The organism is Nocardia sp. NPDC060220 (assembly GCF_042727815.1).
In the GTDB taxonomy this organism is placed as follows: Bacteria; Actinomycetota; Actinomycetes; order Mycobacteriales; family Mycobacteriaceae; genus Nocardia.
This window is the reverse complement of sequence record NZ_JBHWZY010000096.1, coordinates 1-12,741: the sequence shown is the minus strand read 5'-3', so window position 1 is coordinate 12,741 and position 12,741 is coordinate 1. Positions and strand designations below refer to the sequence as shown.

The 12,741-nt window shown below is 68.4% G+C and carries 10 protein-coding genes; 3 read left to right on the top strand and 7 right to left on the bottom strand.

Features of this window, described 5'->3' with window-relative positions:
- Positions 1 to 789 (top strand): ADP-ribosylglycohydrolase family protein (locus ACFWF3_RS07625; RefSeq protein ID WP_379312915.1); only part of this gene is annotated, 789 nt, incomplete at its 5' end.
- A gap of 88 nt (positions 790 to 877) precedes the next feature.
- Here ACFWF3_RS07625 and ACFWF3_RS07620 read toward each other — a convergent pair.
- From ACFWF3_RS07620 to ACFWF3_RS07610, 3 genes are all read right to left on the bottom strand, one after another.
- Complete coding sequence (locus ACFWF3_RS07620) at positions 878 to 4,114, bottom strand: arabinosyltransferase domain-containing protein (protein WP_379312914.1); 3,237 nt, start codon at positions 4,112 to 4,114, stop codon at positions 878 to 880.
- A 105-nt stretch (positions 4,115 to 4,219) separates the two neighbouring features.
- Positions 4,220 to 4,717: a hypothetical protein gene (locus ACFWF3_RS07615; protein WP_378992608.1), complete on the bottom strand. Its 498-nt coding sequence runs from the start codon at positions 4,715 to 4,717 to the stop codon at positions 4,220 to 4,222.
- A gap of 59 nt (positions 4,718 to 4,776) precedes the next feature.
- Positions 4,777 to 6,075: a DNA polymerase IV gene (locus tag ACFWF3_RS07610; protein WP_379312916.1), complete on the bottom strand. Its 1,299-nt coding sequence runs from the start codon at positions 6,073 to 6,075 to the stop codon at positions 4,777 to 4,779.
- A 177-nt stretch (positions 6,076 to 6,252) separates the two neighbouring features.
- Between ACFWF3_RS07610 and ACFWF3_RS07605 the strand changes: the two genes are divergently transcribed.
- On the top strand, positions 6,253 to 7,134 hold the full coding sequence (locus ACFWF3_RS07605) for a UTP--glucose-1-phosphate uridylyltransferase (RefSeq protein WP_056816413.1): 882 nt from the start codon (positions 6,253 to 6,255) through the stop codon (positions 7,132 to 7,134).
- Here the strand turns inward: ACFWF3_RS07605 and ACFWF3_RS07600 are convergent.
- Both ACFWF3_RS07600 and ACFWF3_RS07595 read right to left on the bottom strand, forming a co-directional pair.
- Positions 7,131 to 7,646, bottom strand: coding sequence for an NlpC/P60 family protein (locus ACFWF3_RS07600; RefSeq protein ID WP_379312912.1), 516 nt, complete (start codon positions 7,644 to 7,646; stop codon positions 7,131 to 7,133). The genes ACFWF3_RS07605 and ACFWF3_RS07600 overlap by 4 nt on opposite strands.
- Before the next feature lie 338 nt (positions 7,647 to 7,984).
- Entirely contained in the window at positions 7,985 to 8,518 is a 534-nt protein-coding gene (locus ACFWF3_RS07595; RefSeq protein WP_379312910.1) for a TetR/AcrR family transcriptional regulator, read from the bottom strand.
- Between the two features lie 110 nt (positions 8,519 to 8,628).
- Here ACFWF3_RS07595 and ACFWF3_RS07590 point away from each other — a divergent pair, with 110 nt between their 5' ends.
- Positions 8,629 to 9,042 carry an organic hydroperoxide resistance protein gene (locus tag ACFWF3_RS07590; RefSeq protein ID WP_378992602.1) on the top strand — a complete coding sequence of 138 codons (414 nt, stop codon included), beginning with the start codon at positions 8,629 to 8,631 and terminating at the stop codon, positions 9,040 to 9,042.
- Positions 9,043 to 9,104: 62 nt separating this feature from the next.
- Here ACFWF3_RS07590 and ileS read toward each other — a convergent pair whose 3' ends face one another.
- Both ileS and ACFWF3_RS07580 read right to left on the bottom strand, forming a co-directional pair.
- A complete protein-coding gene (gene ileS, locus ACFWF3_RS07585) occupies positions 9,105 to 12,239 on the bottom strand; it encodes an isoleucine--tRNA ligase (RefSeq protein ID WP_379312909.1) in 3,135 nt (1,044 codons plus the stop codon).
- A gap of 278 nt (positions 12,240 to 12,517) precedes the next feature.
- On the bottom strand, positions 12,518 to 12,741 hold a 224-nt coding region (locus tag ACFWF3_RS07580), incomplete at its 5' end, for a hypothetical protein (protein WP_379312908.1).

Below are 12,741 nucleotides of genomic sequence, written 5' to 3'. Positions count from 1 at the left end.
GTATTCGACTGGGCGCCGGGCGAGTGGACCGACGATACGTCGATGTCCGTCGCCGTGGCGGTCGCCGCTGCCGGCGGCCCGGGCATCGATCTCGACGCGGTCGCGGCCGGGTTCGTCTCCTGGTACGACTCGAAGCCGCCCGACATCGGGAACCAGACGCGAAACGTGTTGTCCGCCAGACCTTCCTCCGCACTGGACATGCAGGCGGTGGCGATGTCGCTCACCGGCCGAACCGGTGGCAACGGCTCGCTGATGCGGACCGCGCCGGTCGCGCTGGCCTATCTCGACGATGCCGCCGAATGCGTCGCGGCGGCGGGCCGGGTCGGGTTGCTCACGCACCACGACGACAACGCTGTCGAGGCGTGCAAGATGTGGACCTACGCGATCCGGCATGCGGTACTGAACGCCGATTTCGACGGCGTTCGCGAATACGTCAGCGGCTCAGCCCAGTCCGATTATTGGACCGACCGTCTCGACGAAGCGGAAAAGGGCACGCCCGCCGACTTCCCGAACAACGGCTGGGTCGTGCACGCCCTCCAGACCGCGTGGTGGGCGATCACGACCACCGATCAGTCGACGCCCGAGCACCTTCCGCTCGCCTTGGAGGCGTGCGTCCGGGCCGGAAACGACACCGACACCACCGCGGCCATCGCGGGGGGCCTCCTCGGCGCCCGCTGGGGCGCCTCGGCGGTCCCCGCTCGCTGGCGCGCCATCCTGCACGGCTACCCCGGCCTCACCGGCGCCGACCTTCCCGATCTGGCCCTGCGCATCGCCACCAACTCCCGCTGACGGTGGGCAGCTGATCACCACACCGTGGTGCGGACCGCACTCGGCGGCGCCCCCGGCAGCGTGGTGATCGACCGGCCCACCGCCGTGGCTACCAGGCGGTGATGATCGGACCGGGGGTCCAGGTGCCCCAGCGGTTTTCGGAGTCGACGGTGATCTTCGCGGGGCCGGCGGTGGGGTCGAGGGGAAGGTACTGCTCGAGGGAGCCCCAGTCCCTGTCCCAGTCGTTGTTCAGGTACGTCGGCAGGGTGCGGGCAGTGAAGAGGAGCTGGGTCCAGCCGAGCGGGCCGCCACCGTCGTGGCCCTGCCAGAGGTTGGTGATGGTGGCGCCGTTGCGGTCGGGCAGGATGCGGTATTCGGGGAGCTCGGCGACGCCGTTGTAGGTGGGCATCTGGTTCTGGCACGGGAAGTGCAGCCCCACAGCCCAATCCAGCAGCACCGGCGCCGCACGGCCGACCAGCGCGCTGAGCGTGGTGGTCTGCGGCATGCGCGGCGGGGTGAGAGCGAGCCACTGGTCGGGGCCGAGATCCTTGTCGGCGGCGACCAAGCGGACAACGCTCGTCTCGGACGGCAGCTGATCCATCGGGACGCGCAGATTGCGCCACATCGGCGCCGGGCCGATATCGGTCGGCGCGATCTGGCCGGTCACGGTGACGGTGCCGTCGGCCGCGGCGGTGCCGTATTCGAGGGCCAGTTCCTGGCCGGGGTGGACGATGCCGTCGGCGTCGACCGAGCGGATCCGGCCTGCCACCGACATCGCCAGCAGCGGGCCGCGCGGGCCGTCCGGCAGCCGGAACCAGCCCGTGGTCAGCGCGGCGGGTTCCTGGGCACCGGGGCGGTAGCTGCCCAGAACCGGGGTCGCGGGGTCGAGACCGAAGGGCAGTTGCAGCGAGCCCTGTCGTGATTCCGAGCCCGCCGAGGTGGAGGCGTCGCGCAGCTTGTCGGGGTCGTCGGATACCGAATTCGCTTGGCCGGTGGTCGATTCCACCTCGTCGGAGGTGAGTACCGGCGCGACTCCGCCGGCCCGGAAGCCGGTGGAGTCGGTGCCGTTCATCGTGCTGGTCATGTCGCCGGACAGCGGCGCGAGCATCGAGGCGTTCGGGTCGGTTTCGACGAGCACCTCGTCGGCCATCCCGCACCCGCCGGCGAAGGCCGCGGAGAGGTTGGAGCCGGCCAGTGAGTACGCGGGATACTGGGCGACGGTGGCCTTGGCGAAGGATGCCACCTCGAACAGCACCATCACCGCGGCGGCGACAGCGAGAACGGGCGTCCCCGCGAACCAGCCGACCTCGGCCTTCGGGTTCAGGTTCGGATGGACGTGGTACCACGCGGCCGCGGCGAGCGCGAGCAGAGTCAGACCGACGAACACGGTCGAGACGCCGTATCCGGCGACGGTCGGCGGCTTGTCCCACCAGGGGATCCCCCACGAGGAGACGTACCAGTAGCCGTTGGCGCCGACCCAGGTCATGGCGAGGGCGAAGAAGACACCCGCGGCGAACAGCGCGCGATTACGCATCGGCCGCAGGACGTGCGCGCTCACCGCGACCGCCGTCACCGCGGCGACACAGGTGGCCAACCCCGCGAACACGCCGAACTGGTGGGTCCATTTGGTGGGCGAGAACATCATCAGCACCATGGCGGCGAGGGTGATGCCGAGCATGCGCCGAGTCGGGCCGACGGCGATGCCGGGGATACGGCCGCCGCGCCGCAGCATGACGGCAGTGCAGACGATCAAACCGATCAGCATCGCGAAGACACCGAATCGCCTGGTCAGCCAGCCATCAGCATTGAGCTGCAGAAGATATTGATAGCGCAGGAACTCGAAGAACCAGGACTCCCCCGGCCCGATCACGCTGTGCACGGCGAACATCTCCCGCACCCCGGCGAACGTCCGGTCGGCGAAGACGACGGTGAGCACCACCGTGCCCGCGGCCAGGATCGGCAGCAGTTGCGCGAGGTAGCCCACCGACTTCGACCGCGTCACGATCATCGCGGTGACGACACGCGCGCCGGCCACCAGCGCGCCGAGGCAGATCAGGCCCGAGGGTGCGCCGGTGAGGGTGAACGCGGCCACGATCACCGCGACGGCGAACGGCACGAGCCGCCGGGTCGCGATCGCTCGTTCGACCGATACCCAGGTGACCAGAACACCCAGCGCGACAACGAATTCCGCGCGGAGCCCGTTGTTGTAGGGCAGCCAGAAGGCCAGGAAGACGAAGGCCGCGGTCCAGGTGGCGATGCGTTCGCGGCGCACCGCGACGCCGAGGCGGGGCAGCACTTCGCGGCTGATCAACCACCAGGTGAGCACGCCCGCAGCGAGGGCGGGCAGCCGGACCAGCGGGCTGACCGCGGAGATGTGGGTGAGCCAGCCGATGATGTCGACATAAGGGGTGTAGAACGGGCCCTCGTCGACGCTGAACCAGCGGTAGTAGTTGGACATGTTGCCCGAACTGCGCGCACCTCTCGCCATCCCGAGGATGTAGCCGTCATCGGAGGTGTTGGCGCCGATGAAATGCCAGACGAGCAGCACCGCGAACACCAGCCAGTCGACCGGGCGCAGCCGCCACCAGCGTTGCGGCAGGAATCGGCGCGCGGAGCGGCCGTCGAGGGCGTCGAGACGGTGCAGGGCGAACAGTGACACCGCGGTGGCCAACAGGCACAGCACGATGGCGGCCAGTTTGAGCCAGGTCGGCGACGACGTGTAGCGGGCGTCGACATCGACGCGCACCGCCAGGTCCGCGGGGGCGGCGCCGGTGAGCTCACTGAACACACCCACGACCTGGGGACGCAGGTCGGCGGCCACGGCGGCGCCCGCACCGAGACCTGATGTGGTGACCGTGGATTGCTGCGGAGTGATCGCGATCGTCAGCGCGCAGGAGCGGTCGAGCACGTCGGCGAGCGGGGCCGTCCACACCAGGGTCGAGCGCGAGACCACGTCCACCCGGCCGGGGCGTTCGGCGGTGTCGGCGACCACCTTCACGACGAAGCCGTACTTCTCCATATCGGCCGATTGCCGCGGCACGGTCGAGACCGCGACACCGCCGGTCGCGGCCAGCGAACTCAGCGCGGCACACGGCACCGTCGCCGAGAGGGCGGCGGGCGCGTAGGCGACGAGCGGCGATTCGACCGCGGCGGGCGACCCCTGCTGGGGCCAGGACACCGTCGCGGCGTCGACCCGCACGGGCAGGAACGGGATCACCGCGGCGCTGAGAATGCCGATCAGCCCCGCGACGATCGCGACGATGCGCGCCCACCCCGGGCGATCACGTCGCGCCGGCTCCGACACATCCTTGGGCGGATGCCCCTGCCGCACGATCGTCTCTACCACGGGGCCCGATAGTAGCCGCGCCACCGGCAGCAGGCGAAACACCGTCGCGACTCACACGCGAAAGCCCCGCCCGGAAACATCCGGACGGGGCTCGAGCGTGGCAGATCAGGGGCAGGCGACCGAGGTCTGACCCAGGTTGGTCATCATGCCGCAAGCCCACGACTTCTGGACCTTCCACTTGCCGTCTTCGGCCACGAACGGCACGTCGACGACATTGGTCTGGCCGTTGACGGTGAAGTTAGCCTTGGCGTTGACGCTGTCACCGAAGGAGGTCACCTCGGTGACCTGCACCTGCACATTGGCGTCCGAGGCGGCCTGGGCCAAGCGGTTCGGCAGCTCGGGGTCGGCCTCGCCGCCCTGCACGAAGTCCAGCTTCTGGTCGTTGGGGACCGCGGGATCCAACGCTGTGGTGAGCTGCTGGTTGAGCTGTTCCACGGTCGGCACGGGGGGCAGGTCCGTGGCCGCCGAAGCCGAAGCCTTCGCGCTGGTGGTGGCTTTGGCGGCGGGCTTGTCACCCTTGTCGTCGCTGCACGCGCTCAGGCCGAGGGCGGCGACCACGGCCAGTCCGGCGATCGCTACACGTCCGGTCGTACGAAGCTTCAACTGCTCGTCCTTTGCGTTCGAGGGGGGAGTCGTTCCATCGCGGTAGCCGAGGCTACTCTTCACGCGAGACTGGCGAGCGGATCGGCCCGTGTCAGCCCCGTGTCGTCGGCTGGAAAGGTACGCGCCGCACCGGGACCTGTCGAGCTGGTCTCGAATCGCACGGTCACCACGCCGTAGCCCGCGCCCTGCACCCAGCCGTGCCCGAATTCTGGATGATGCACATCCATTCCCGGAAACCACAGTCCCACAGGCAGATTCGGCTCTTCCGGCGACGGCGGCGGCGGATCCTCGACGGTGCCGAGATCGGCGGGCACCGCCTGATCCAGTTCGGGGAACAGCGATTCCTGGCGCACCAGCGACAATCCCCCGTACCCGACGCCGACGAGCCGGATCGGGCCCAGTTCCGCGGGATCGATCGCCGAACGCTGCGCGGCCGCGGCCAGGGTGGTCAGGTCGGCGGTGGCGTACGGCAGGGTGAAGGACCTGGTCACGATCCCCATATCGGACTTCTTGAGTTTGAGGACCACGGTGCGGGCGGCGCGGCCGTCGCGTTCGAGCCTGCGATGCGCCGACGCGGCCATCGCGGTGACGGCCGCCCGCAGGTCGGCCATCGTGACGATGTCGCGCTCGTAGGTGTTCTCGGCGCTGATCTGCTTGGCCTCGGCGCGTTCGGTGACCGGGCGATCGTCGATCCCGCGCGCGAGCCGGTGCAGGGCGGCGCCCATGCTGCCGCCGAGGGTCGAGACGGCCTCCGATTCCGGCAGCGCGGCGAACGCGCCGACCGTCTCGATGCCGAGGCTGCGCAGCCTCGACTCGGCGACCGGGCCGATCCCCCACAGCTTGCGCACCGGCAGCGAGGCGAGCAGCTCGCCCTGCTCCGAGGGCGAGATGACCCGCATCCCATCGGGTTTGGCGAGACCGGAACCGATCTTGGCGAGCTGTTTCCCGGTCGCCGCGCCGATCGAGGCGGTGAGTCCGGTCTGTGCTCGGACGAGCGCGCGCAGCATCGCGCAGTAGTCCTCCACCTGCGCGACACTCGCTCCGGCCAACTCGGCCGGTTCGGCGAAGGCCTCGTCGAACGACAGCGTCTCCAGCACCGGGACACAGCTGCGCAACGCGTCGAACACCTGCCCGCTCAGCACCGAGTACAGCGCGCCACGCGGCGGGACGACCACCGCCGACACGCCGATCAGCCGCCGGGCCTGGTGCATCGGCATGGCCGAACGCGCGCCGTAGACCCGAGCCTCGTAGCTGGCCCCCGCGACGACGCCACGCTGACTCGCCCCACCCACGAGGACCGGACGGCCACGCAGCGTGGGTCTGGTCAATTGTTCTACCGAGGCGAAGAAAGCGTCCATATCGATATGCAGCACCCAGCGACGGGCGGTGACCGCCGCATCGGGCCTGGCCGGAGCCCCGGCGACAGGAGTGTGAGTGCTCACGAGCGCAATCTACGCCGGGTCACCGACAATTCCTCGAGCCCGTTGCCAGCCGTCGCACACCGATCACACAGCCGAATATGTGATGATCGGGAGATGAAGATCCGCAAGGCTGTCATTCCGGCGGCGGGAATCGGCTCCCGGCTGCTTCCGCTGACCAAGGCGACGCCGAAGGAGATGCTGCCGGTCGGGGACAAACCGGTCATCGAGCACACCGTGCGTGAGTTGGTGGCCTCCGGGATCACCGACATCACCATCGTCGTGAGCAGCGGCAAGTCGTTGATCCAGGATCACTTCCGGCCCAATCCGGCACTGGTCGCGCAGCTGCGCGCCGACGGCAAGTCCGCCTACGCCGACGCCGTGGAGGAGGTCGGCGAGCTCTCCCGCGAGGGCCACATCACCTACCTCGACCAGCACGGCCCGTACGGCAACGGCACGCCGGTGCTCAACGCCGCACGTCATCTGGGCGATGAGCCGATGCTGGTGCTGTGGCCCGACGACGTGTTCGTCGCCGAGGTACCGCGCGCTCAGCAGCTGATCACCGCCTACGAATCCACCGGATGCCCGGTGTTGGCGCTGCTGCCGATGTCGCCGGGTGAATCGCAGCGCTACGGCGTGCCCGTGGTGCGTGAGGACCTCGACGACGGACTGCTGCGCATCTCCGGCCTGATGGAGAAGCCCAAGCCCGAAGACGCGCCGTCGGCCTTCGCCGCGATCGGTGGCTACGTGGTGACGCCGGGCATCATCGACGAGCTGCGCATCCAGACCGAGAACTGGTACACCCACCAGACCGGCGAGGTGTACCTGACCGACGCGATCAACAACTACGCCGCCGAGCACGCGGTGTACGGCCAGGTCATCCAGGGCCGCTGGTACGACACCGGCAACCCGGCCGACTACCTGGTGGCCCAGTTCGCCTCGGCACTGGCCCATCCCGAATACGGCCCGCTGTTGCGTCAGCTGGTGGACGAGAACTAGAACCGGCGAATCGCGAAGATATCGAATTCGCGCAACGGGTGCAGGCCGACCGGGACGCCCCAGTCATGGGCGTCGAGCAGCTGGCCCAGGCCCGCGTAGATGCCGACGTGGGAGCCGTCGCCGTTGAGGATGACGACATCGCCGGGTGCCAGGCCGCCGAAGGTCACCGGAAGGCCGACCTTCGCCTGCTCCCACGTGGTGCGCGGCAAGGTGACGCCGACCTGCCGGAATGCCCATTGCACCAGCGCCGAGCAGTCCCAGGAGTGGGGTCCCACGGCGCCCCACTCGTAGGGTTTGCCGAGCTGGGTCATGGCGGCGGTGAGTGCGCCGATGCCGGTGGCGCTGGGCAGCGGAATCATGCCCGAGCCACTGGAACTCCCCGACGAGGAACCTGACGTCCCCGAGCCCGACGAGCTGCCCGGCTGCGACCACACGGGCCCAGCGAGGACGATGGTGGTGGTGACGGTAGCGACGAAGCCAAGGGCCAACCGCCCCAGGAGTTTTCGCTTCATGTGCGCGCCCTTCCTCACGGCCGGGAGCTGAGCTTCCGGCTGGTCGGCTATCGGGCGGCATCGCCTGATCCGGGTGAGCCACCCACTGATCCGGTGTCGCGCCGGGATGTCGCCATCATCGGCGCGGCACCGTTTCCACAGGACAAACGTCACGAGCAGTCACTGTCGCCTCAGCGGTTCCATGCGCATCAGCAGTAACGTCACAATTCTGCACGACTGTGCGGCCACTCGGCGACTTCTGCCGGTCGTGACGGCGTGGCCACGAGGTTGCCGGGCCGACGGTCGGGTCGGAGCCGAGTCGTGGGCATATCCGGTGAGTCGCCCCCGGTCTCGCGTGATCAGCCGATGAGTTTCAGCGCCGCCTCGATGCCGGCGCGCACGGTGTCTGTGTCGCCTACGCCGCCGCTGATGGTGACGCCGTCGCGGGTGAGCAGCAGGGCGCGGGCCGCGTCGCCGGGGGCGGAGTGACCGCCGGCGCGCAGGTGTTCGGCCATGAGTTCACGGAACCAGGTGCGGTAGTCGTCGACGACGCGGCGGACCGGGTGCGCCGGGTCGGTGAATTCGACGGCGGCGTTGAGGAACGGGCAGCCACGGAAGCCGGGGCCGCAGCTGATGTCACGGAGCGCGTCGAAGGTGGTGGCGATCGCGGCGAAGCCTTCGCCCTCGACCGATTCCAGCGCCTCGCGCTGGCGCGCGTATTCACGCTGCAAATAGGCGACTACCAGGTCATCTTTGCTCTTGTAGTGCCGGTAGAACGTGGCCTTGGCGATACCGGCCTCGGCGATGATCCGGTCGATGCCCACCGTGTGGACACCCTCGGCATAGAACAACCGGGTTGCCGTATCGAGCAGACGTTCACGAGCCGCACTCATCGCCTGACCTGTGTCCTTTCCGGGATTCAGCGCTTTCCCTTGACGATACCAGACAGGTCTGTCTACTCTGAGATCACAAGCGAACAGACAAGTCTGTCTAGGAGGACACCATGGCATCCATCTACACCGCAGTAGCCACCTCGGTCGGCCGCGACGGCCGTTCCTACAGCGACGACGGCGTGCTCGATCTGACGCTCGCCCGCCCCAAGGCGATGGGCGGCGACGGCGCGGGCACCAACCCGGAGCAACTCTTCGCGGCGGGCTATTCGGCCTGTTTCGCCAGTGCGCTGCAGTTGGTCTCCAAGCGGATGAAGCTGGACGCCGACGACGCGTCGGTGACCGCCGAAGTCGGCCTGAACCCCCTCGACGGCGGCCGGTTCGGACTCTCGGTCGTGCTGCGGGTGGAACTGCCCGAGCACCTGCACAACGAGCAGGGGCAGCAGCTCATCGAGGCGACCCACCAGGTGTGCCCGTACTCCAACGCCACCCGGGGCAACATCCCGGTGGAACTGGTCGTCGAGTAACCGCATTCACGCGAAAAAGGGCGGGACCAGCTGGTCCCGCCCTTTTTCGCTGTCCCGTAGTACTAGACCTTCGCGACCGATACCTTCACGCCGCCCGTGATCTCGGCGGCATCGGCACCGGCGTCACCGAAAGTCAGTGTGGTGGCCAGGATTTCCCCGGCGATCAGGTCCCGGTGGGTCGCAGCCCACTCGGCCCGCTCCGCCGGCACGTCCAGCACCACACTGATCCGGTCGGACACCTCCAGACCCTGCGACTTGCGGGTTTCCTGCAGGTCGCGGATCAGGTCGCGGGCCCAGCCCTCGGCCTCGAGCTCCTCGGTGACCACCGAGTTCAGCACCACCAGGCCGGCATTGCCGGGCAGGGCGGCAGTGAACTCGGGTTCGGCGGCCACCAGACGCTGGGTGTACTCCTCGGGCAGCAGGGTGATCCCGGCGGCGGTGACGACACCGTCGGCGGACTCGCTCCACTCCCCCGCCTTCACGGCCTTGATCACCGTCTGGACCTGCTTGCCGATGCGCGGTCCCGCGGCGCGCGCGTTCACGACCAGCTCGAACCGGCCGTGCGCGGAGACGTCGGTGGTCAGGTCGACCTTCTTGACGTTGACCTCGTCGGCGATCAGCTCGGTGAACGGCGCGAGCCGCTCGGCATCGGCCGCGGCGATGGTGACCTCGGCCAGAGGCAGCCGCACCCGCAGGTTCTGCGCCTTGCGCAGGCTCAGCACCGTCGAGCACACCACCCGCACCTCGTCCATGGCGGCGACGAGTTCGGGATCGTGCGGCAACTCGGTCTCGGTCGGCCAGTCGGTGAGGTGCACCGAACGCTCGCCGGTGAGCCCCCGCCAGATCACCTCGGTGATCAGCGGCAGCAGCGGCGCGGCGAGCCGGGTGACCACTTCCAGCACCGTGTGCAGGGTGTCGACCGCGTCGCGATCCTCGGACCAGAACCGCGAACGCGACCGGCGCACATACCAATTGGTGAGCGCGTCGGCGAACCCACGCAACTCGTCGGCCGCACCGGCGATGTCGTAGGTTTCCAGGGCCTCGGTGACCACGTCGCGGGTGACCGCGAGTTTGGCGAGGATGTAGCGATCGAGCACGTTCGGCGAATCCGTGCGCCACACACCGGGCTTCGAGGCGTAGAGCTGCAGGAAGGTCCACGCGTTCCATAGCGGCCGCATCGCATGGCTCACACCCTCGCGGATGCCACGTTCGGTGACGATGAGATTGCCACCACGCAGGATGGGCGAGCTCATCAGGAACCAGCGCATGGCGTCGGAACCGTCGCGGTCGAAGACCTCGTTGACGTCGGGGTAGTTGCCCTTCGACTTCGACATCTTGAGGCCGTCCTCACCGAGCACGATGCCGTGCGCGGCCACGGTTTTGAACGACGGCGAGTCGAACAGCGCGGTGGAGAGCACGTGCAGGGTGTAGAACCAGCCGCGCGTCTGCCCGTTGTACTCGACGATGAAATCGCCGGGGAAGTGGCTGTCGAACCACTCCTTGTTCTCGAACGGGTAGTGCACCTGGGCGTAGGGCATCGAGCCCGACTCGAACCAGCAGTCGAGCACCTCGGGGACCCGGCGCATCGTCGAATTCCCGGTCGGGTCATCGGGATTGGGCCGGGTGAGGTCGTCGATGTGCGGGCGGTGCAGGTCGGTGGGGCGCACGCCGAAGTCGGCTTCGAGCTGGTCCAGCGAACCGTAGACGTCCACGCGCGGGTAGGCCGGATCGTCGGAGACCCAGACCGGGATCGGGCTGCCCCAGTAGCGGTTTCGGCTGATGTTCCAGTCGCGCGCACCTTCGAGCCACTTGCCGAACTGTCCGTCGCGGATATGCTCGGGCACCCAGCTGATCTGCTGGTTCAGCTCCACCATCCGGTCGCGGAACTTGGTGACCGCGACGAACCAGGACGGCACGGCCATATAGATCAGCGGCTGACCGGAGCGCCAGCTGTGCGGGTACGAGTGCTCGATCGTCTCGTGCCGCAACAGCTTTCCGGCGGCCTTGAGATCCTTGATGATCACCGGGTTGGCGTCGAAGACCATCAGACCCTCGTACGGCGGCACCATCGAGGTGAACTTGCCCGCCGGGTCGAGTGGCTGGACGATCTCGATGCCGTTGGCCGTGGCCACGTCCATGTCCTCTTCACCGAAAGCCGGTGCGAGGTGGACGATTCCGGTGCCCGAGTCGGTGGTGACGTAGTCGGCGGTGAGCACGCGGTGCGAGTTCGGGTGGCCGACGAAGAAGTCGAATGGCGGGGCGTAGGACAGGTCGGCCAGCGCCGCGCCGTCGTACTCGCCGAGTACCTCAGGCTCCTCGCCCAGTTCGCGGCTGTAGTGCGACAGACGTTCGGCGGCGAGCAGGTAGCGCTTGTCGTCGGCGCCGCGCACATGCACATAGCGCACGTCGGGGTGCACCGCGATCGCCAGGTTGGACGGGAGGGTCCACGGCGTGGTGGTCCAGATCAGCGCGTTCGCGCCGTCCAGCGCGGCGAAGGGGTGCTCGGCGGGGACGGACAGGCGCATGTCGACGGTGACCGCGGGGTCCTGACGCATCTTGTACGCGTCGTCGAGGCGGGTCTCCTGGTTCGACAGCGGCGTCTGCTCGTACCAGCTGTAGGGCAGCACGCGGAAGCCCTGGTAGATCAGGCCCTTCTCGTGCAGCGACTTGAACGCCCACATGACCGACTCCATGAAGTCGAGGTCGAGGGTCTTGTAGTCGTTGTCGAAGTCGACCCAGCGGGCCTGGCGGGTGACGTAGTCGCGCCACTCACCGGTGTAGCGCAGCACCGACGACTTACAGGCGGCGTTGAACTCGGCCAGCCCCATCTCGTCGATCTGGGCCTTGTCGGTGATGCCGAGCTGCTTCTCGGCTTCGATCTCGGCGGGCAGACCGTGGGTGTCCCAGCCGAAGCGGCGGTCGACCTTCTTGCCGCGCATGGTCTGGAAGCGCGGGATCAGGTCCTTGACGTAGCCGGTCAGCAGGTGGCCGTAGTGCGGCAGACCGTTGGCGAACGGCGGACCGTCGTAGAAGACGAACTCACCCTCACCGTCGCGGTTGTCGATGCTGGCGCGGAAGGTGTCGTCGCGGGCCCAGTAGTCGAGCACCTGGGTTTCGAGCTCCGGGAACGTCGCGCCCGACGCCGCGCCGAAATCGACCCGGGGGTATGCGCTACCGGTAGTTGTCTCGTCCGCCATCGCGGATTGCTCCTCGTGCCGCCGCGCCGTGAGCGCGGAATGTGGGCACGGGGACGATGTCGGCGCCGGTGCGCCGTACCGCGGTACCACCCCGTTTGCCTGATCCACTCCCTGCGAAGGGTTCAGGCCTCTCGTTGTGTGAGCTGTGACGGGCTCACCCGTTCGGTTCTACTGAGCGCTGACGCGCCGTTCTTCCGAAGGCTCCCCGGTGATAGCCGGATCAGCGCCATGTGTAGTTCGATTCTAACCGGGTGCGTCCAGTGGATATTCCGCGCCGCTCAGTTCCGCCGGGCGTGTCGGCCGGGTGAGACCGGTTCGCTGTCGGGTTTTCGGGTGGCCAGCGCGCTCACGAGCAAACTCGCGGCACCGACTACGCAGATCAGAATGCACCCCCACGCCCACACCACCGAACCGGTGGCGAGCGCTGCGACGAGCAGTCCGAAGCCGATCGCCGCTAGAACAAGCGTCAAGACGAGCATGGTGACTCCCAAGCCAACCGAGC

Coding starts and splice junctions, on each gene's coding strand:
- ACFWF3_RS07610 (WP_379312916.1), bottom strand. CDS start 6,075: ATGGACGCTTTCTTCGCCTCGGTAGAACAATTGACCAGACCCACGCTG.
- ACFWF3_RS07605 (WP_056816413.1), top strand. CDS start 6,253: ATGAAGATCCGCAAGGCTGTCATTCCGGCGGCGGGAATCGGCTCCCGG.
- ACFWF3_RS07600 (WP_379312912.1), bottom strand. CDS start 7,646: ATGAAGCGAAAACTCCTGGGGCGGTTGGCCCTTGGCTTCGTCGCTACC.
- ACFWF3_RS07595 (WP_379312910.1), bottom strand. CDS start 8,518: ATGAGTGCGGCTCGTGAACGTCTGCTCGATACGGCAACCCGGTTGTTC.
- ACFWF3_RS07590 (WP_378992602.1), top strand. CDS start 8,629: ATGGCATCCATCTACACCGCAGTAGCCACCTCGGTCGGCCGCGACGGC.
- ileS (WP_379312909.1), bottom strand. CDS start 12,239: ATGGCGGACGAGACAACTACCGGTAGCGCATACCCCCGGGTCGATTTC.